Source organism: Lawsonibacter faecis (assembly GCF_014287675.1).
GTDB lineage: Bacteria > Bacillota > Clostridia > Oscillospirales > Oscillospiraceae > Pseudoflavonifractor > Pseudoflavonifractor faecis.
Window position 1 is genome coordinate 222,129 of record NZ_JACOPQ010000007.1, and the last position, 19,682, is coordinate 241,810.

A 19,682-nucleotide genomic window follows, 5' to 3' on the forward strand; every position below is an offset into this window, starting at 1 on the left:
ATTCCCTCCCTCTCACTCTACAACAGCGATGTGGCTCACAGCGTTCTCCTCTGTGGCAGGGTCGCCGCACAGGACCCATGCCCCGCTGCCGCCGTCGCTGAAGAGCATGGTCACCTTGGCGTATTTCAGGTACTCCGGTGTCTTGCCGTCAGCTGTAATAACGGCGTTGACCGCGCCATCCTGGGTAAGAATCAGGATGCCGTTGTCCGTGCCGAGCCAGAGGTTGCGGCTCTCGTCAAAAATGGAGGTGTTGAACCCATCGCCCACGGGGATGACGTTGGGTATGACCTGAAAGTTCACGCCCTGGTACTCACCCAAATAGGCAAAGCGGATGTACTGCTTGACATCGCCCGGCACGGAAGAGGAATCTAGCGCGTCGCGCCAAGTGCCGTGCTGGGTCACAGGATCTTTCGGCGCGACAGAGCCGCTGCCACCGCCGGAGGACTTTCCGATGATATAGGTGGTCCCTCCGGGGATGTCTTTCCCACAAATCTGGGTGCCCTCCGCACGGTCGGCCACCTCGACCACTGTTCTGCCGGGAAGGCAGATGCTGCAGTGGTCGGCGTTGACGGCTACGGTGCCCACTGTGCCCTCGCCGGTGAGGGAGACGCCGTCGCGGGTGATTTCTACGTTGGAGGTGATGGAACCCTTTTCTGTAACCAATTTGGCATTGGGCGCACTGACGGTGACCGTATCGGAAACGGCGGTATTGTCCAGCTTTACCTGTCCGTCCGCAGTGCCGGGGGCCACCAGGATATCCCGGGCCTTGCCGGTAATGGTCACGCCGCCAGCCCGCACCAGCGTGATACCGGTGGGCTTGGCCTCGTATCTGCCCGCCCTGTCGGCATATGTGCTGATGGCCTTGTCCAGGATGGCCATGGTGGAGGCACGGTCGATATTCAAGGTGGGGGAGACCGTGCCATTGCCGGTGCCGGTGATGATGCCCCGTTCCGCCATGGCGGAGACGGCTCCGGCGGCCCAAGAGGCCACGTCGCCGCCGTCCGGGAACTTGCTCAGGTCGGGGGCGGCGCTGAAGTGGACGTTCAGCGCGCGGGTGAACATCACGGTGGCCTCCTGGCGGGTGACGTTGGCCTCGGCATTGCACTTACTGCCGTCGCCCTGCATGATGCCGGCGGCGGTGCACTTCAAGACCGCGTCGGCATACCACTCGCCGCCCTGTAGGTCGGCATAAGGGTTGGCGTCGGGTTTCTCAGAGAGACCCAGCAGATTTACCACGACAGTGGCCATGGAGCCCCGGGTAATGGGTCGGTCGGGGTTAAAGTTCCCGTTCTGGTCACCCTGAACGACGCCGTACCCACTCCAGCGGTCTATAATCTCTTCCGCCCAGTGGCCTGCCATATCGCCGTACCTCCCGGATGGTTCGCCCTCTGCCAGTGCAGGCACGGCCATAGATACTGCCAGTGCAAGTGCTAGTAAGAGGGGTAGCGATTTGCGAAAGTTCATCATTTTTCCTCCATCCCTTTTTAAGTTTGCTCTATGATGTAACACTCTGCAGCGTTCTGCCACAGTTTGTGGATTGCCGGCACCCCCTCTTTGCCTACTGCCGATATGCATATTCATTCAATTGGTGAAGGAAAATTGGTATAAAAAATACACTGTGGCTCATTATAAGGCCAAAGTTAATACCAACACTTTTTATATGTAGCATTTAAAACATATTTATTCGTACGGAATCAGGCGGAAGGAGTGACCGCTTAGAAGCGGCAGCAGCACCCAGGCGTCCGGGTGGATGAATCCCACCACGTTTGCCTCCTCGCAGGCAGGCATATCCCGCAGCATGATTTGGATTTCACCCCGGTACTGGGCGCTACGGCTGTTGTCCACCGTAACACTGCAGCGGGGCCGGGGACCGGTGCGCGTCGGCTCGACTGAGAGCCCCCGGGTGGCAGTGGCCCGCAGCACATACTCGGGACTGTCCTCGCGGTTGGTCAGCACGTGCTCGGCCAGACGCTGTCGTACCTCCTGGGGGCAGTCCCGGCAGTAGACGACAGGAAGGCGGACAGCGCTGTCTGCACAGGCGGCGGACAGGGCAGATAACTCCGCCTGACTGGCGGAGAGGTCCCCGAAGAGCACCTCGTCCACGCCGCACAGGCCCAGGGCGGACGCCGCGATCTCGGGTGGGACATCGCGCAGGCATTCCACCGTACACACCCCCCTTCCGTGGGCATGGAGCACCGGGGGGGCACTCAGTGACGACACGAAGGCTGCGGCTGGGATCCCATAGTCGTGTAGGAAGACAGAGGTATCCCGTACCCGGGAGAGGGAGAGGCCGGTGCCTGTCCTGGGGTAGAAGTTGAAGCATCCCCTCACCTGCCCAGCGGGCAGGTGGGACAAAAGCCGCTCCACCTCCCTTACTGCCCGGGAGTATCCATCCGGGCTAGCAGGATCCAGGTCTGCCGCATTGAGCTCCAGGACCAGGCCTGTGCGGGCCAGAGCGTTCAGGATGCCGCCGGGCAGTGCGCTGTCGGCACGGATGACATCCAAACCCCGATGTGCCAGGATGGAGACTGCATCTTCCGGTGCACCAAAGGCGTCCATCACCTGGTCGTTGACGTCGGCGGTGACCTGGATACCGTATTCATGGCAACAGGCAATGGCCCTGTCGAAGAAGGGCGACTCAGGCCCTGCGGCCCCCTGGAAACGGAGCTCTTTCAGGAGAAAAGAGAGGAAGACCCGCCGATAGCCCAGGGCTGCCGCGTTGCCTATATAGCTGCGCAGGACGCCATCGTCCATAAACTCGGGGTAAAGGCTAATGCCTACTCTCACTGTGTCGATCTCCTTTTCTTTATCGCTTCAGATAGTCGAGATAGGGGCTGTGGGCCTCGACCAGCTCGTCCAGGATAGTCTTTCCCACCTCGTAGTCATTGATAAAAGGGTTGGCCAGCATGGCGGAGAGAGCGATGTCGTAGTCCTGCTCCACTGCGGCCTTTACCGCCAACTGCTCATAGGCCTTCACCTCGTTCACCAATCCAGCCACACGGGTGGGCATCTCTCCGATGACCAGAGGCGTGGCGCCGCCTGCGCCGATGATGGCGTTGGCCTCTATTACTGCATTGTAGGGCAGGTTGGAGATAGTCCCCCGGTTCTGGAGGTTGACGGTGTGGATCTCGCCCTTGTCTCCGTAGATGGCGTCAATGAGGGAGATGGCGGCCTCCGAGTAGTATGCGCCGCCCCGCTGCTCCAGCTCTTTGGGCTTCTCGCAGAGGTGCGGGCTCTTGTATTTTTCAAAAAGCTCCTTTTCGATGGCCTTCACCTGCATGGCACGAGATCCCTTTTCGGCCATATGGGCCTTCTCTTCCTCCAGCATCATGCGGTTGCGGTAGTAGTAGCGGTGGTAGGGGCTGGTGAGCATCCCCAGCGAGCGGAGGAAGGGCATGGGCCAGATGATATCCGTCATGGACTCCAGGTGCTCCCGGACGCCCGCAGGGGGATCGTCGAACATCTCGATGAGCTGGGGTAGGACCTCCACCCCGTCCACAGTGGCGGAATAGATGTAGCCCATATGATTGAGCCCCATAAAGCTGGCCTGGACCCGGCTAAAATCCACCTTAAGTGCCTTGGCGATATCCTTTTTCGCGCCGATGGGCACGTTGCACAGCCCCAGGGCCTTCACCCGGGTGTGATTGAGAATAGCTTCGGTGACGATGCCGGAGGGATTGGTAAAATTGATGAGCCAGGCGTCCGGGGCCAGTTCCTCGATCTCCCGGCAGATGTCCAGTATCACAGGTATGGTGCGTAGAGCCTTGGCGTATCCCCCCGGACCAGTGGTCTCCTGGCCGATGATATCATATTTCAGGGGAATGGATTCATCTTTTGCCCGGGCGTCCAGTCCACCCACGCGGAACTGGGTGATGACAAAGTCTGCGCCTCGGATGGCTGAGGGGCGGTCCATGGTGGCGTGGATATGGATGTCCGCCCCCGCCTTTGCCGCCATCCGACGGGCCAGGGACTCGATGATCGATACCTTCTCCGCGCCCATGGGGACGTCCACCAGGACCAACTCCCGCACGGGCAGATGGTCCTGGCGAACCAAGATGCCCTCGATAAGCTCAGGCGTATAGCTGCTGCCGCCACCGATGACGGCAATTTTCAGAGGATTTTTTTTCATGATGAAATGCCTTCTTTAGATTGAATTGGCTGCGGTGCAGGGACAGCGGAGGGTCTGCCCTCACATTGCCTTCTGAGGAGCGGGGGCGCCCCCACTGTCTTTTGCACGCCGGCGCTCCCTGCGGGCAACCACTTTTGTGCCTGCAAGGAGGTCATAACCGGCACAGTTGCTGCTGTTGGCCAGAATATAAAACCATGCGATGAAGATGGGAAAGCCCTGGAACAAGATGAGACACAAGCCCTTGACCAGAGTGCGCAGGGTCAGGCGACTCAGTGTTTTCAGCCGCCCCTCCGACGGCCTGCGGCTTACAATCCGCAGGCCGCAGAGCTTCTTACCCACCGTCTGTCCCCCCAGAGCCAGCTGAGTCAGGACCTCGTACCCCAGCCATACGGCCACGGACAGGTTGTATGCCCGGCTGAACGCAGCCACCGCCACCTCAGTCTGGGCCTGGCGGGCCTCGAAGTCTGTGATTTGGACGATGGCATCCATCTCCCGCCGGGCGGCGGCAAAGTTGGGCTTGCCCAACGTCAGGGTGCACAGGGACAAAATTAACGCCAGAACCAAAATGTCAATGGAAAAGGCAGCCAGCCGTAGTATCCGCTCCCTGGTAAACAGGTTTTTAATCTCCTCTTTCATTTCTCTCATAGCGCATCCTGCCCCCTTGTATAAAATAGATTGAATTTACCTCTCGCTCAGCGCCCCCTCCTCTTCAAGGACAAGCCGTTTATCCCAGCTCTTGAGGAACGGTGCCCAGATAAGAAAAGCGACACAGAAATTGATTGCTTGTAGAATAACGCCTCCAATCCGCCCGCCGGTGGCCAGGAAGCCGCTGATAAAATAAGGTGTGGTCCAGGGGATGTTGACGCCGATAAGGCGGGGGAAGATGTTGAAGTACATGGTGACATAGGTGATAGTCATGATGACAAGGGGGCCAAGGATAAAGGGCACCACCAAAAAGGGGTTCATAACGATGGGCAGGCCAAACACCACGGGCTCGTTGACATTAAAGATACTTGGCGCGGCACTCAGACGGCCGATGTCCTTCAGGGTACGGGACTTTGCAAAGAGAAGCAGGAAGATGACCAGGGGCAGGGTGGCGCCGGAACCGCCAATCTGCAGGAAATTGTCGATAAAGGGCTGAGCCACGACGTTTGGAATTGCCGTGCCGGCATGGAACGCGGCCAGGTTCTCCACGGTAGCGGTTTGAATAATGGGATCTACAAAAGACCAGGCAATGGTAGAGCCGTGTATGCCGAAGAACCAGAGCAGCTGCTCGAAGAACAGGATGATGAGCATGCCGGGGTAGGAGGTGCCCACTGCCTTCAGCGGAGCACTGAGCACGCCGGTAACAAAGCCAGAAAAGTCGCCAAATGGAGTCAGCCGGAAGAGTATTTTAATGATGAAGCCGCCTACGATGATGATAGCCGCAGGGACTAAGGCAGTGAAGGACCGCGAAATCGACGGCGGGACGCTGTCTGGCATATGGATGACCAGATTCTTCTGGACGATCCTGCGGTAGACCTCGCCCACCACCAGGGCTACGATGATGCCGGTAAACATGTTTACCGCGCCGAAGAGATCGGCGTTCCACATGTTGTTCTCCGCGTCCAGGGTATTCAGCAGGAAGAAGGCTGCAACAGCGATGGCGCCTGCCGGCAAGCCGTCTATGTCATAACTGTCCACCAGAGATTTGGTGATGCCGAAGGTGGCCAGGAGGGCGATGATACCGGTGGTGGCGGGGAAGATGTCATTCCAAACAAAGTCGCCCCAGCCCTCACCCAGGACGCTGGCCATAAAGTCTTGGTATGCCTGAATAGGAAGCTCACCGATAATGATAAACATGGACCCCACGATCAGCAGCGGCAGAGAGAGAACCAGACCGTCTCGCAGGGCAAGCAGGTGCCTTTGCTTGGCAATTTTGGCAGCCACGGGTACAAACTTGTCTTCAAAAAAGTTTTTAATATTCACGTTGCTCCTCCTTTTCCTCTTATTTCTCTTGCTCTTTGGCTCTGCTGAGCGCCAGCGCCTTGTCCAGTACCGCTGCGCCGTTCATGCGGCCGTAGTCGGTCATTTCAATGACGTCTACCGCAATCCCCATGGGTTCGAACTCCGCTTTGAAGGATTTGAGCTGAAAGCGTATCTGGGGGCCGAGAAGCAGCACATTGACGTTTGCCAGCTTTCCCTTTAACTCCGTCTCGCTGAGGGCACAGATGTCCGCATTCAGTCCCCGATTTACCGCTTCCTGCTGCATCCGCTGCACCAGCATACTGGTGGACATGCCGAAGGCACAGGCAAGAACGATTTTAATCATAATTTCCCCTCCAATTCTGCGACTTGTTCACAGAGCCGAATAATTAGGCCGCCGAGATCCCGTGCCATACCCGCACCGGAAAGATGGTCCTGCGCGTGTACCATCAGCAGCCCTACTGCCTGACCCTCGCCGGCCATCTCCTCCCGGAGCATGCCGGTCTGTATTTCGTGGGCACTGGTCAGCGCCTTTTCGCATGCCTCCATGGAGGCTTTTGCCTGGGAAAAGTCCCGCTCCAGCGCCGCGGAGGCCGCCTCCAACGCGGCGCTCTTGGCATCGCCCGCTTCAGCGATGATGGAAAATGCCAGCAGATTGTTGTCCATACGTTCTTCCTCCTTCCCGTCTTCGTTTCCTTGCGTTAGGCCTCGTTAAATTTGGCGTTGAAGAGTGCCACCACGGTATTCAGTGTCTCTGCCTCGCTGGGGCCGTCCACGCAGACCGTCAGATGGTCGCCGCACTTCACATCCAGCGCCATGATTTGGTAGATGTCTTGTGCGTCGGCGCTCCGCTCCGCCCCCTTCAACGTGACTCTGTCCGAGCATCCCGAGAGGGTCTTCACCAGCTTTGCAATGGGCCTCGCGTGCAGTCCCAGAAGATTTTGTACCGTTATCTCAGCTGCTAACAATTGCCTCACCCCCTTGTGGCAAAACTACGGCTGCTTTTACCACGTTTCTGTAGACGGCTACATGACTTTCTACAAAAATGAGCCGTTTACAGCTTTCACTTTAGAACAATTTTCATAAACAGTCACCCCTGCAAAAAATCATTTTTATGCCACATCGTTCTGGAAAGAGCGAAATTACGCTTTGCCTTGTGAGTTATCTACAATAAATTAGTACTTCCTTTTACTTAATGCACAATTGAATAGGAAAATAACGATAGGTGCTTCCACAACGATATGGCACAAAAATGTTTTTTAGCGGGCTAGTGAATTTGTAAAATACGTATAAAATGTAATTGTGCCAAGTGATACGAAAGATTGATGTCCTGCGCCTGAAAACTGGGAGGGATATTTTATGGCAGACTATCTAAAAACACGCTTTCTTGAAGTAATCTCACAGCTGCTCAGGGAGGATGGATATGTCACGCTTCAGAGCCTGGCGGATAAGATGGGCGTCTCCAAACGCACCATGCAGCACGATGTGGATCGGGTGGAGGAGTGGCTGGAGGAGAACAGTCTGACGGACAAGGTCATCCTCTCCAAAAAGCAGGGCAACGGTATCCGCCTCACGCTGCAGGATACCACAATCTCCGAACTGGATCTGCTGCTGGATGGCCAGTACGACCGCAGTCATACCTATGACAACCAGACCCGGCGTATGGAGATTGCAAAGCTGCTGCTTTTCTCCAGCGACGAGCTGACCTTTCAGTTTCTGGCAGATCAGTTCTACGTCAGTAAGAGCGTGATCAAAAAGGACATGGAATGGGTAGGAAAGTGGCTGGTTCAGTATGGCCTGGAGGTTGTAAAGCGTCAGAACCGGGGCATCGTGCTCAGTGGAGATGAGCAAACCCGGCGAGCAGCCATGGCGGGACTGATTGGTCTGGCCAGTGACCGATACGGCGAGATCCAGGGCCACAAAATCCCTGTCGGTGACAGCATCGATCTGCTCCGCTTAGATATCAAACGCTTTTATGCCGGGCTCAGTGGTAATCCTAAGGCCGATGTGGGCGAGATGGCCCGGATTATCCGCGACGCAGAGAAGAAGTACGACTTCTACCTGATGGACAGCTACTACACCAGTCTTCTGGTTCACCTGTCTATTGCCGTGGAGCGGCTCATCGGTGGGCAGGGTACAGTAGACAAGGAGGCCTATCCCGAAAGTGTTTTAGAGTACAAGGAGGGCGAGATCGCCAGCTATATCGCCCAGCAGATTGAAGAGACTTTTCATACCCGGGTACCCGAAAGCGAGCGGGCCTACATATGCATCCACTTAATGGGTGCCAGTCTGCCTGACCCGGCACGCCAAGATGAGATGCACTCCAGCCGCATCAGCAGCTTTACCGAACATTTGGTCTCCTTCGTGGAGGAAAGTGTAGGCATTCGATTCCTGCAGGACGATGTTTTGCTCACCTCGCTGGCAACCCATATCAAGACCTCTATCTTCCGCATCCAGAGTGGAATGAGCCGACCCATCCATTATTCCACGCACATTCCGGCTGAATTGGAGCCGCTCTATCATGCGGTGTGGGCGGGAAATTATTATTACAGGCAGGTCTTTAATCTGAACCCCATGGGCGAGGAGATCTTATCTGTCTATTTGCACTTCGTCCACTCTCTCCGCCGCCGGACCGTCCGCTGCCGGGCTGCGTTTCTCTACCAGTGCGACATCATCCGGGCAGAGGAGATTTACCAATGTCTCAGCGCCGCCTCTGATGAGCTGGAGATCTGTGAGGTCTGCGACTGTAATCTTTTTCCCGCCGAATCTTTGGCTGGATATGATATGGCTATCACCACTGGAGGATTGTTTCCCGCGCCTGTCCAGGTATTGCAGATCAGCCCCCAGGTGACAGAGGGGGAGTTGGAGCAGGTTCGGGCCGTAGTTCAGGACTGGTGCCACAAGGGATTTGTGCTGGAAAGAGCACAGCCGGAGACCGTCCCCTGTATTACCTGGACCGATGTACCCCAGAGCAGTATGGAGTGTGTGCTGAATGCCTTGGCCGGCCTGGAGGACCGGGGTAAATACAGTCCGGCTGCATTGGCCCGGGAGCGCCGGGAACTGGATCGGGAGAGCCGGGGACTGATTTGTCACGGCACTGCGCTGCTCCCGGTGTACCTTACGGGTATCGGCACCCCCCGGGCCAGAGGCTTCCGCCTGCCTTCACCTCTGGCGGTGGCTGATGGAAAGGCTTCCCGGCTGATTTTTCTCCTGCTGGATGAGCCGCAGACCAACGGCCAGTGGTCCGCAACAGGCTACCCTGCATTCGTTCGCGGCATTTTGCACTTGGTGGAAAGTGCGGACCAAGCTGCCTCGCAGGAGAATACAGGTGCTGCGCCCGCCCAGCAGGAGAGCGAGGACTGAGCGATCCAATCATCTTATCCCGTATTTGGGGAAAGGGTAGTGGGCGGGCGCGCCGCGCCACTATGGACGGTTTTACTATGATTAGAGGAATTGGAGTATCAAAGGGAATTGCCCTTGCCCAACAATATGTGATTAGCGATGTACTCACTGCGGAACGGGATTCAGCTATTGATGCCGAATTGGATGTTGAGAAGCTGCGACGCGCCAGAAAAGAGGCAATGGAACAGCTCGCCTGGACCTTGGAGCACGCAGCAGAACGGTTTGGCGCTGAGGAGAGCGAGATTTTTGACGCCCAACTCCTGCTGTTGGACAGTGACGAGCTTTGGGCCAGCGCGGAGCAGGGCGTCCGGGAGGCGGGCCACTGTGCCGAGTGGGCCTTCGACGAGGCCGTCGAGAAGAAAATAGATGCCTTTTCCAAACTGAACAGTGAGTATCTACGGGAGCGGGTGCTGGATTTGAAGGACATCCGCCAGCAGGTTCTCCGCTGCATGCGGCAAAAATCCGGCATCAGCCGGAACACTGACCGTGAGGTGGTGATTATTGGCCACGAGGTAATGCCATCCCAGATTATGGAGCAGCGGGAGAAAAAGGTGCGCGGGATCGTCATGGAGGCCGGCGGAACCACTTCCCATACGGTACTTCTGGCCAATATGCTGGGGATCCCCTGTGTGGTGGAGGCGGCAGGCGTGCTCGTCCAGGCGGTGGATGGCGAGGAGATTATTCTCGACGGTACCGCCGGGGAGGTTATCCTCCATCCCAGTAAGGAGGAGAAGCGGGCTTTTGAGGAGACCCGTACCCTTCTGGTCCGGGAGGAGGCGCTGGACAGAGCCTACTTCGGCTGCCCTGACCGGTCAGGGGACGGTTCTATGCTTCCTCTATGGTGCAATATCGCCGCTGTCAGCGACATTGATCAGGTTCTGCAGAACGACGGCGGTGGCGTGGGCCTGATGCGTTCCGAATTTCTTTTTCTGGGTCGGCAGAGTGCCCCGGGTGAGGAGGAGCAGTATAACGCCTACCGGCAGATGGCGGAAAGACTGGGCGGCAAGCCGCTGGTGATCCGAACCCTCGATCTGGGCGCGGACAAGCAGGTATCCTACCTGGGCCTGGAGAAAGAGGATAACCCCGCGCTGGGCCTCCGCGCCATTCGCTACTGCCTTCGCCACGAGGAGATCTTTCTGCCCCAGCTTCGGGCCATCCTGCGGGCGGGAGCGGGACAGGATGTACGTATGATGCTGCCTATGGTCGCCTCTTTGGCTGAGGTTCGCGCAGCTAAAATCATGGTGGAGCGTGCCAAGACCCAGCTCCGTGAGCAGGGCCTGCCCTTCCGCCAGGACATGCCCATCGGCGTGATGATTGAAGTGCCCTCCGCGGCCATGCTGGCCGGGGAATTCGCTGCGGAGGCCGACTTCTTCAGCATTGGCACCAATGATCTGGTCCAGTATCTCTTTTCGGCGGATCGGACCAACCCCAATGTAAGTAATCTGAACCGGCCCTATGCCCCGGCGCTGCTGCGGCTGGTGCAGCATGTTGCACGGGAGGGCGCGGAGCACGGGATCACGGTGGCGATCTGCGGTCACGCCGGACAGGATCCCCTGCTGCTGCCTCTCTGGCTGGCCATGGGAATCGGAGAGTTGAGTGTGAGCCCCGCCAGCGTGTTGAGTCTGCGGCGCGCCCTCTCGGGTCTGACGCAGGAGGACTGCCTGCCCCTTCTGGAGCATGTGCTGGGGATGCAGGACACGGACGATGTGCTGGACTGCCTGCAGGAGTTCCGTAGCCGGCACGCTGTGGAACAGAGGTGACAGCCTTGAAAATATACCATCTGATTGGCGCCGACGGTGGCGGCACCAAGACCCGGGTGGCTGTTTGCCCTCTGGGGTCGGACGAGCTACTCTTCGATCGGAGCTATGGGCCTAGCAACTACCAAACTGCTGGCGAGTCGGCTGTGACGGAAGTTTTCCGGCAGATCGCAGAGGATCTGCGCAGGCTTTTTGGCACGGATCTGGACCGTGCCGTCTTGGCGGCGGGCTTGGCGGGGGTGGATCGGCCCAAGGATGCAGTGGTCTACCGCCGTATACTCCAAAACGCGGGCTTCTCCGGCCCTCTTGCCGTCTATAACGATATGGATACCGCTCTGGCCGGCGCCCACGCCGGTGGGGATGGCCTTTATCTTAACTGCGGTACCGGATCCATTGCTGTGGGGCGTGTCGGCGGCAGGACGGTACGGGCGGGCGGTTGGGGCGCCCTTTTTGGCGACGAGGGCAGCGGTTATCGTCTGGGCCTGGAGGCAGTCACAGCGGTCTTTAGGGCCTACGACAGGGTGGGGCCTGCCACATGCCTGACCGAATTGGTGCTGGATACTCTTGGGCTGTCCGAGGTGCCGGAGCTTCTGGAGCTGGCCTGCGGCGCGGAGGCGCTGCCTGTCGGCAGTCTGGCCTCCCTAGCTCCGCTGGTCACGCAGAACAGTGACCGGGACGGCGTGTGCCGCGCCATCGTGGATGCCCAGGCGGAGCTGCTGGCTCAGTTGGTGTCTGGTGTGGTCCGCCAGTTGGATGCCGGTGGTCTTCCGCTGGCCCTGGGCGGCAGTCTCCTGATCAAATCGGAGCCCTATCGGGTGGCGTTTCTCTACGCCCTCTCCCGACGAATACCCAGCATCACGGTCCGGGCTCCTCTGAACGATCCGATCAAGGGGGCGCTCACATTGGCTCGGCGGCTGGCAGAGGAGCTGGAAGTATGAGAGAGATCGTTTTGCTGGCGGCGGGAACAGGGACCAAGATGTTCCCCTACGATCTGGTCGGCTCCAAGACCCTGCGCCCTGTGGCAGGAAGCCCGATCATGCTCCACATGGTCCGGGCTCTGCGTGCCTTCACCGCCGCGCCTGTCCATATCGTCACGCTGCGGCGCTATTACGGAGCGATTTCCACCTGCTTTGAAGGCATGCGCGGAGTGGAGATCCATGGAATGGAGCACTCGGAGGGCAGCGCGGAGTCCCTGCTGGAGGGTATGGCGCATCTGTCCGGGAAGGATGCCATGGTCCTTTATGGCGACACATGGGTGGCCCCGGAGGACCTGCGCAGGCTCTACCAGACGCAGGATATCCCCGCAGCCCTGTGCTTTCCCCTGGGAGCTGAGCGCCCCATGGACTGGATCTGTGCAAAGGTAGAGGGGGGCCTTGTCCGCGTCATCGGCGCCCACCACCGGGGAGAGTGCATGACCCACCGGCTGGCGGCCTTTGTCCTGCCCAAAGGCTTTGCCCACCGGCTGGAGCTGACACCGGAGTATTTTCCCGGAATGAAGGTGGGCGAGGGCGCACCTATGGAGCGGTATGTGGAGGCCGCGCTCTGTGCAGGCCTGCCCGCCGGCCTGGCTGCGATAGAGGGGGAGGGGCGCTACTTCGACGTGGATAAGCCATGGCATCTGCTGGAGCTCAACGAGTATCTGGTCCATCGCCTCTGCGGCGCCCTGACTGCCACGACCCTGGAGGATGGCAGCGCCATCTCCCCCGGAGCCGCCGTCAACGGCTTTGTACACCTGGGACGCAACAGCTATCTTGGAGAGCGGGTGCGGGTGGACGGCAATCTCATCGTAGGGGACGACACGGTGATCGAAAATGGGGCCATCTTCGCCGGTGACGCCGTTGTGGGAAGCCGCACCCGGGTAGCCAACTACTGCCAGATCTACAGCGGCTGCTCCATCGGCAATGACTGTATCGTGGAGCATGGTGCGGAGCTCATCGGTGGCATGCTCTCAGACCGGGTCTACCTGTACCACCTCTGCGAATTCTACGGCCTAGCCGGGAATTGCACCGACCTCGGCGCAGGTACGCTATGCGGGACGCTTCGGTTTGACGACAACGAGCCTATCCACCGCACCAAGGGCCGGGCCGAAGTGGTCCGCAGCGGCTTTGGCAGCGCGACCTTTCTGGGAGATTACTGCCGCACCGGCGTAGGCACGCTCTTCATGCCGGGCTGCCGGGTGGGAGCCTATACGGTGGTGGGGGCGGGCGTGCTGGCCCAGGGAACCATACCGCCCCGCTCATGTGTTCTATTGGAACAGAAACAGGTCATAAAAGATTGGGGAGAAGAGAAATATGGATGGTAAAACACAGATGGAGCTTTTGACGCAGTTCCATTCCACCATCGGCAGGATGCTCCGGCAGATCCATGACACTCAGTCCGGCGTAATCTGCCGGGCGGGGATCGCGATTTGTGAAGCGGTCCGGGCTGGAGGCAGCTTTTTTGCCACCGGTACCGGACACTCCCATATGCTGGCGGAGGAGCTCTACACTCGCGCCGGCGGCCTGGCCTGTGTGACCCCCCTGCTGCCCGGCGAATTCATGCTCAGTGAACACCCTCTCAAGAGCACAGCGGTGGAACGGGTCCCAGCCTATGCCGACGTGGTGCTCTCGGTCTACGGCATCTCTGCGGGGGATATCCTTCTCCTGGCCTCCAACTCAGGCCGTAACGGCATGATCGTGGAGTTGGCCATAAAGGCGCGTCAATTGGGCGCCAAAGTGATCTCCATCTCCTCCATAGCCGGCACCATGGGCCAGACCTCACGTCATCCGGGAGGCAAAAAACTCTGGGAGGTGTCCGACATCGCCATTGATAACTGTGGTGTGGAGGGGGATGCCGTCTGTGCGATTGCGGAGAGCGGGAGCAGGATGGGGGCTACCTCCACCGTGACAGGAGCCTATATCGTCCAGCAACTCAGCATGGCAGTGGCGGTGGCCTTTCGGGCGGCTGGGGAGGAGCCACCTATTTTCCTCAGCTCCAATGTGGACGGTGCGGATGACTGGAACCGGGTGCTGTTCCGGGATTATTACCATGTATAGGAGGAGAAGAGCATAAAAGTAACGGTTATCGGCGGCGGCGGTGTGCGCTCCATGTTCCTGGCCAAAAGTATTGCCCAAAAGGCGGAGGCCCTGCACATCACTGAATTGGTCTTTGTGGATAACGACCCTGAAAAACTACGTATATACGGCGGCATGGCCGCGCATGTGGCCCGCCGGCTGGACCCCGGTCTGACCTTCCGGCTGACGACAGATGGGGAGGACGCCGTCCGGGATGCAGACTATATTATCACCACCATTCGCGTGGGGGGCGACAAGATGCGGGTAGGGGATGAGCGTATCGCACTGGACAGGGGCGTACTGGGCCAGGAGACCACAGGCGCCGCCGGATTCTCCTTCGCGATGCGCTCGGTGCCCGCACTGGCGGAATACTGCGAATTGGCTCGACAACTGGCAAGGTCCACCGTCAAGGTCTTCAATTTTACGAATCCCGCGGGCGTGGTCTCACAAGCCCTGCGTGACATGGGCTACGACTTCACCTACGGCATCTGTGACGCCCCAGGCGGCATGCTGCGGGAGTTTGCCGCGCTCTATGGTGCGGATTACTCCCGCATCTCCGGCGAATGCTACGGACTGAACCACCTCTCCTTTTTCTGCAGCATCAAGCTGGATGGGCGGGAGATCATGCCTGAGCTTTTGGCTCGGGAAGACGCCCGTACCGAGACCGATCTGCGCTATTTTGAGCAGGACCTTCTCTCCCACATGGGTTGCGTCCCGAATGAATACCTTTACTACTTCTACTACCAGGAGAAGGCGGTGGAGAACATCATCATGGCCGGCGAGACCAGGGGAGAGGTTATCGAGAGCATTGACCGCCAGATGACCGCCGAGCTTTCTGCTATGGATATCGAGCGCGACTTTGACGGCTGCCTCAAGTGTTTCGAAAAATGGTATGGCAAACGGGACAGCTCCTACATGGCCAACGAGACCGGCGCCCGCCGCACCAGACCCTGGCATTTCGACCTTACCTCCCCGGACGCGGGCGGCTATGCCGGAGTGGCCCTCCGCTTCATCGAATTGACCCAGCAGGAAGAGGCAGGAGATATGATTCTCTGTGTACCCGGCGGAGACGCTCTGCCCGGCCTGGAGCCAGACGATGTCATCGAAATCTCCTGTTCCATCTCCAGTGGTCAAGTGGTGCCACACATCATCCAGTCCCCCGACCCCAGGGCCATGGAACTGATCCGCCGGGTAAAAAGCTATGAACGCCTGGCCTCCAAGGCAATCGTGGAGCGGGACCGGCAGGCTGCGGTGGATTGCCTGATGCTCCATCCCCTGGTTAACTCCTACTCCTTGGCAAAGGAGCTCTCAGAGACGTATATCGCCCACAACGCCGATTTCATTGGCGGGTGGCACTGATGAGCTTTGTCGCCGGCGTCGGACTCACCAATGTGGATCTGGTCTACGGCGGGCTGCCCCGAGTCCCGGCGGAGGGGGAGGAGTGCTTCGCCCAGTCCCTTACGCTCCAGCCGGGGGGTGGTATCCCCGCCACCATGATTGCTCTGGGACGGCTGGGCGTGGCCGCCCGCATCCTGACCTTTTTGGGAGCGGACCTGTTTTCCGCCTTCGCCCGGGAGAGCTTCCGCGCCAATGGGGTTACGCCCCTAAACCTATACCATGGCAAGGGCATCCCGGTCTGTATGACCACCGCCATGCTGACGCCCGGCGAGCGCACCTTCTGCACTTACGTCGAGCGGCCTCCAATCACTGACCGGGCCCTGGAGGAGGTCTATGCTGCTAGCCGCGGAGCCAAAGCTGTCCTCATGTGTCCGGACGGCTATCTGGAAGTTTACCGGCGGCTACACAGGGAGGGGACGGTCCTCATCTTCGACATGGGCTGGGATGATGAACTCTCCCTGGAGAAATACCACGAATACCTCGCCCTTGCCGATTACTACACGCCCAACCGCAAGGAGGCTCTCAAAATCACCGGTGCCGACTCTCTTGAGGAGGCGGCAGTGGTGCTGGAGCGATACTTTGACCACGTGCTGATCAAGCTGGACACGGAAGGCTGCCTGATTCGTGAAAAGGGCCGAGGTCATGTGATACCCAGCATTTCGGAGTTCACCTGCCGGGATTCCATCGGGGCGGGGGATGCATTCCTCGCCGGATTCCTCTACGGTATTTTCTATGACCGCCCCTTCGACCGATGTGTGCTGCTGGGCAATTTGACGGGCGGCAAGTGTGTTACAGGGGATGGCTGCTTGTCGGCCTGGCTCTCCGAGCCGGAACTGTTGATGCTGGAGCAGCGCTACTGTTTTCTCCTCGATGGTCGATTTGCCCGGAGAACGGACTAAAATAGTGATTTAAACTGATTGGAGGTATTTCTATGTTGATTGTCAATTCGCCCCTGAAGACCGACATGATTTGCGCAGCGCTGGACGGCTATAGCAGAGACGGCATTACCTTTAAGCTGGCTGCCCGCAAGGGGATGGAACTTCGCTTTGAGGTGATCGGTATCGCCGGCTTTGATGCGGTGGGCCTTGCGAAATCCATTATCCGTGCCACCGAGTTCGGAGAGGCCCTCTACTTCGGCGTGATGTGGAAAGACTGACGATATAGCCTGTTGCAGCCATATCGGTTGGGGTCCGTTGGCTGTCAGAAGTAAGCGGGCGGCGTAGAGCCGCCGATGGGCTGGCAGGTCCTCATTCGTCCCAGGCGTTCAGCTTTTTTATGATGGAGATTGGCAGCACTCGAGACTAGCACCTCGACCCACAGCCCATTCGGCGGATGCCGCATTTCCTGTTCATAGGCCCGCAGGAGACCGTCGGTGAAATACAAAGTAATCATCCTTTCCAACATATAGAAAAGCGGCAGTACCTCGTGTGAGGTACTACCGCTCGATGGGTCCTACCTGTGTGCTCTGTTCGTCTGTGAGCGTAAACACGATGTGATACTTGCACACCCATTTACTGTGTGCTAAACTGTCTGCCATAGAGCTTCACCGTCTTTCTTGGTCTTGTGATGGCCTGAACATCCATCATTTTACCACCGGTGTGGCTCTATTTAAATTCTTAACCTCACCCGCAAAGTGGGTGGCTATTCCTTTCGCTTGGCGCGAAAGTCGCTTAAGCGAGCCTGATGCCGACTGGGTTTCCCCAGTCGGCATCATTTTGGCATATTGGTGGACCTGAACGGAATCGAACCGTCGACCTCTCGGATGTGGACCGAACGCCCTACCATGCAGAATTAGACCGGTTTCGACAATAACACTCTATAAAATATTTCATGCTAAAGGTCCATGGCGGACATGCCGAACGCCTTCCGCTCCGCTTCGATCTGCGCCGGAATAAGGACAGGGAGCAGGTCCCCTTTCAGAAAATCCTGATCGGGGCAGCAGTTAATATACAGGCCGAAGGTGTCCAGCACGAGACGATCCATAGGGTCGGTGATCGTGATATCCCCGTCAAGGCCGTGGCTGCAGATAAAGGCAGTGATGGCCTCCGGGGTGCTCTCGATGCGCTCCGCAACGCCGCCATGGGTATACGCGACCAAGAAGGGACATTCCTCCATTTTTTCGATCTCGTCGATAGGGCCGGGAGGCTGTGTCGTGCATTTCATGTCTTCACCGTTCTCCTTTCTGATCTGTGGTTTTCAAAAAGTAAAGGAAATCATATTGGGCAATGAGAACGGCGTCGACGATCAGTCGCAGGGTGTCGTCGCACACCAGTTCCTCATCCGCCAGCTCAGCGGCAGTGATTTTTGAATGGTGGGAATAGATGCTCCTTGCCGCCTGGTAGAGGGCGTAGTCTTGCGTTTCCAGGCCATGCGGGACAGCTTTGGTGAAGTCCACAGCATTCCAGGTGACGGCTGGGGCTGTTTGGCGCCACAGCGGTCCACTCGCGGCAAGAAGGTAGAGGGCGGCGTACCACTTGCACTCGGGCTGTTCGGGCGGCACAGGGCCATCGGTGGGCTGACAGGCCCTTATCCGCTCCAGGTGTCCGGCACCGTTGTAGTGGAGGCCGGCTGCGCCCGCGGTCAGCGCTTCGATCCTCTGCCAGAGGAGGGAGCGCTCCAACCCATGGAAGCGCTCGGAGACCAACTGCCGGTAGCTCATTTTTGACACCTGAGTATGGGAGGGGAGAGAGGGGGCGGCAGTGGTGGACGGGCAGACGTATAGTCCGCCGCCCGGCCGCCTCTCATACGGCGGATGCCGCATTTCCTGTTCATAGACCCGTAAGGGGCCGTCGGTGAAATACAAGGGGACCATCCTTTCTGAGAAATAAAAAAGCGGCGGTACCTCGTTTGAAGTACCGCCGCTCGATGGATCATTAGAGCAGGAGTGTGAGCGTGCGTCGTTGAATGGACGTTGATCCGGGCGGATCTCAACGTGGCGGAAGGTGCTTGTGCTCTTGGCCGTACTTTGCTATACTAACCAAGTGTGATAAAGGAGGGTAGATATGGAAATTCCAAAGAAATGTCCATCCTGTGGCTTGCCTGTCGATGAGGACGATGATGTCCGCATCTCACTCAGGGACAGAGGCATCGATACCATCCTGTATTGCCCGCACTGCGGAATGGAGACCTTGGTGTGGCATGACTCCGAAGAAGAGCTTGCTGCGCTGTACGGAGACATCGAGGACGATTGAGCATAATATAAGCCGCTGGCTTGGATCACTCCAAGTCAGCGGCCTTTTCGTACCCTTACATCGTATCTTGGCGGCTTGATAGGCAGGCCACCCTCTCCAGCACCACGGCATGGTAGACCGCCTGGGCGACATCCTTTCACCCTGCTGGTACTCCCCTCATAGTCGGCATCGATTTCCTACGCTGTCAGGTGCTGGGTGCAGGGAACGCATTCATAAAAGTAGTCTGAATGGGTGGTGCAGTAGCGGGGGATAACTTCCCCGACCTGGACCCAGGCCTCAGCATATGGGCTGTGGGTGTGGATCACACCACACAGAGAAAGGAAATAGTGCGCGCCTCATTTCAGTTTCCAGGCCAGGCCGGAGAGGACAAGGTTGAACTTCAGACTGGCCACGGTGGTAGTCCCACACCTGCTCCGCAGTTTTATCGCAGCTAAGGGCGGTGTGGTGGGTATCGCCGCACTTCACGCTGGTAGCGAGGTCCGGCTCCGCCCGCCACATGACCTAGACCGCAGGCATGTTGAGCATGGGTAGGAAGGACTTGATGCAGTGGATATCTCGGCAGACAATCCGCAGGCACCCAACCATATCAATGAGGCTCACCACAATGGCACATTATTTCTGCGCGTTCTGGAGGATGTGGATATCCAGGCTGGTGAAGAAGGCGTCCTTCTGGGGCGCCGTGCCAAAAACCAGCAGGTCGTAGAGGATTTGAAGCGGGAGCGCGCCCTGTACGTCTGGCTGCTGGGAGACGGTGGCGGAGATGATGCCGTCCCGGAGCATCTCCCGC

The 19,682-nt window shown here is 58.4% G+C and carries 20 protein-coding genes; 9 read left to right on the forward strand and 11 right to left on the reverse strand.

The window, feature by feature from the left end:
* Positions 1 to 12: 12 nt before the first annotated feature.
* From H8S62_RS10765 to H8S62_RS10800, 8 genes are all read right to left on the reverse strand, one after another.
* Positions 13 to 1,359, reverse strand: a complete 1,347-nt coding sequence (locus tag H8S62_RS10765) for an S-layer homology domain-containing protein (RefSeq protein ID WP_173023598.1) — start codon at positions 1,357 to 1,359, stop codon at positions 13 to 15.
* Positions 1,360 to 1,680: 321 nt separating this feature from the next.
* Positions 1,681 to 2,787, reverse strand: a complete 1,107-nt coding sequence (locus tag H8S62_RS18530; protein WP_155148863.1) for a MupG family TIM beta-alpha barrel fold protein — start codon at positions 2,785 to 2,787, stop codon at positions 1,681 to 1,683.
* A 19-nt stretch (positions 2,788 to 2,806) separates the two neighbouring features.
* Complete coding sequence (locus H8S62_RS10775; protein ID WP_186919306.1) at positions 2,807 to 4,129, reverse strand: 6-phospho-beta-glucosidase; 1,323 nt, start codon at positions 4,127 to 4,129, stop codon at positions 2,807 to 2,809.
* Positions 4,130 to 4,189: 60 nt separating this feature from the next.
* A complete protein-coding gene (locus H8S62_RS10780) occupies positions 4,190 to 4,774 on the reverse strand; it encodes an RDD family protein (RefSeq protein ID WP_186919308.1) in 585 nt (194 codons plus the stop codon).
* Between the two features lie 36 nt (positions 4,775 to 4,810).
* Complete coding sequence (gene celB, locus H8S62_RS10785; RefSeq protein ID WP_186919309.1) at positions 4,811 to 6,097, reverse strand: PTS cellobiose transporter subunit IIC; 1,287 nt, start codon at positions 6,095 to 6,097, stop codon at positions 4,811 to 4,813.
* A 19-nt stretch (positions 6,098 to 6,116) separates the two neighbouring features.
* Positions 6,117 to 6,440 carry a PTS sugar transporter subunit IIB gene (locus tag H8S62_RS10790; protein WP_155148858.1) on the reverse strand — a complete coding sequence of 108 codons (324 nt, stop codon included), beginning with the start codon at positions 6,438 to 6,440 and terminating at the stop codon, positions 6,117 to 6,119.
* Positions 6,437 to 6,760, reverse strand: coding sequence for a PTS lactose/cellobiose transporter subunit IIA (locus H8S62_RS10795; RefSeq protein ID WP_155148855.1), 324 nt, complete (start codon positions 6,758 to 6,760; stop codon positions 6,437 to 6,439). Before H8S62_RS10795 ends, H8S62_RS10790 begins: the two co-directional genes overlap by 4 nt.
* 35 nt (positions 6,761 to 6,795) lie before the next feature.
* A complete protein-coding gene (locus H8S62_RS10800) occupies positions 6,796 to 7,062 on the reverse strand; it encodes an HPr family phosphocarrier protein (RefSeq protein WP_155148853.1) in 267 nt (88 codons plus the stop codon).
* 391 nt (positions 7,063 to 7,453) lie between these two features.
* Here H8S62_RS10800 and H8S62_RS10805 point away from each other — a divergent pair, with 391 nt between their 5' ends.
* The 8 genes from H8S62_RS10805 to H8S62_RS10840 all read left to right on the forward strand — a co-directional run bounded on the left by H8S62_RS10805 (position 7,454) and on the right by H8S62_RS10840 (position 16,860).
* Complete coding sequence (locus H8S62_RS10805) at positions 7,454 to 9,457, forward strand: BglG family transcription antiterminator (protein WP_186919311.1); 2,004 nt, start codon at positions 7,454 to 7,456, stop codon at positions 9,455 to 9,457.
* 77 nt (positions 9,458 to 9,534) lie between these two features.
* On the forward strand, positions 9,535 to 11,256 hold the full coding sequence (gene ptsP, locus H8S62_RS10810; protein WP_186919313.1) for a phosphoenolpyruvate--protein phosphotransferase: 1,722 nt from the start codon (positions 9,535 to 9,537) through the stop codon (positions 11,254 to 11,256).
* A gap of 5 nt (positions 11,257 to 11,261) precedes the next feature.
* The gene (locus H8S62_RS10815; protein ID WP_155148848.1) at positions 11,262 to 12,191 is read left to right on the forward strand and encodes an N-acetylglucosamine kinase; all 930 of its coding nucleotides are present in this window, start codon (positions 11,262 to 11,264) and stop codon (positions 12,189 to 12,191) included.
* Positions 12,188 to 13,555, forward strand: coding sequence for an NTP transferase domain-containing protein (locus tag H8S62_RS10820; protein WP_155148846.1), 1,368 nt, complete (start codon positions 12,188 to 12,190; stop codon positions 13,553 to 13,555). Before H8S62_RS10815 ends, H8S62_RS10820 begins: the two co-directional genes overlap by 4 nt.
* The gene (locus tag H8S62_RS10825; protein ID WP_155148844.1) at positions 13,545 to 14,288 is read left to right on the forward strand and encodes an SIS domain-containing protein; all 744 of its coding nucleotides are present in this window, start codon (positions 13,545 to 13,547) and stop codon (positions 14,286 to 14,288) included. Before H8S62_RS10820 ends, H8S62_RS10825 begins: the two co-directional genes overlap by 11 nt.
* A 27-nt stretch (positions 14,289 to 14,315) precedes the next feature.
* Positions 14,316 to 15,665 carry a family 4 glycosyl hydrolase gene (locus H8S62_RS18535; protein WP_341481049.1) on the forward strand — a complete coding sequence of 450 codons (1,350 nt, stop codon included), beginning with the start codon at positions 14,316 to 14,318 and terminating at the stop codon, positions 15,663 to 15,665.
* On the forward strand, positions 15,665 to 16,603 hold the full coding sequence (locus H8S62_RS10835; RefSeq protein ID WP_186919315.1) for a carbohydrate kinase family protein: 939 nt from the start codon (positions 15,665 to 15,667) through the stop codon (positions 16,601 to 16,603). Before H8S62_RS18535 ends, H8S62_RS10835 begins: the two co-directional genes overlap by 1 nt.
* 32 nt (positions 16,604 to 16,635) lie before the next feature.
* On the forward strand, positions 16,636 to 16,860 hold the full coding sequence (locus H8S62_RS10840; RefSeq protein WP_155148840.1) for a hypothetical protein: 225 nt from the start codon (positions 16,636 to 16,638) through the stop codon (positions 16,858 to 16,860).
* A 677-nt stretch (positions 16,861 to 17,537) separates the two neighbouring features.
* On the opposite strand, the gene H8S62_RS10845 is transcribed toward H8S62_RS10840, so the two are convergent.
* Positions 17,538 to 17,867: a hypothetical protein gene (locus tag H8S62_RS10845; protein WP_155148838.1), complete on the reverse strand. Its 330-nt coding sequence runs from the start codon at positions 17,865 to 17,867 to the stop codon at positions 17,538 to 17,540.
* 4 nt (positions 17,868 to 17,871) lie between these two features.
* Positions 17,872 to 18,507 (reverse strand): hypothetical protein, encoded by a 636-nt coding sequence (locus H8S62_RS10850; RefSeq protein ID WP_155148837.1) that lies wholly within the window; start codon positions 18,505 to 18,507, stop codon positions 17,872 to 17,874.
* 199 nt (positions 18,508 to 18,706) lie between these two features.
* On the opposite strand from H8S62_RS10850, the gene H8S62_RS10855 reads away from it, so the two are divergent.
* Positions 18,707 to 18,895, forward strand: a complete 189-nt coding sequence (locus tag H8S62_RS10855; RefSeq protein ID WP_155148835.1) for a hypothetical protein — start codon at positions 18,707 to 18,709, stop codon at positions 18,893 to 18,895.
* A 176-nt stretch (positions 18,896 to 19,071) separates the two neighbouring features.
* Here H8S62_RS10855 and H8S62_RS18540 read toward each other — a convergent pair whose 3' ends face one another.
* The gene (locus H8S62_RS18540) at positions 19,072 to 19,200 is read right to left on the reverse strand and encodes a class II aldolase/adducin family protein (protein ID WP_341481047.1); all 129 of its coding nucleotides are present in this window, start codon (positions 19,198 to 19,200) and stop codon (positions 19,072 to 19,074) included.
* Between the last annotated feature and the right edge of the window lie 482 nt (positions 19,201 to 19,682).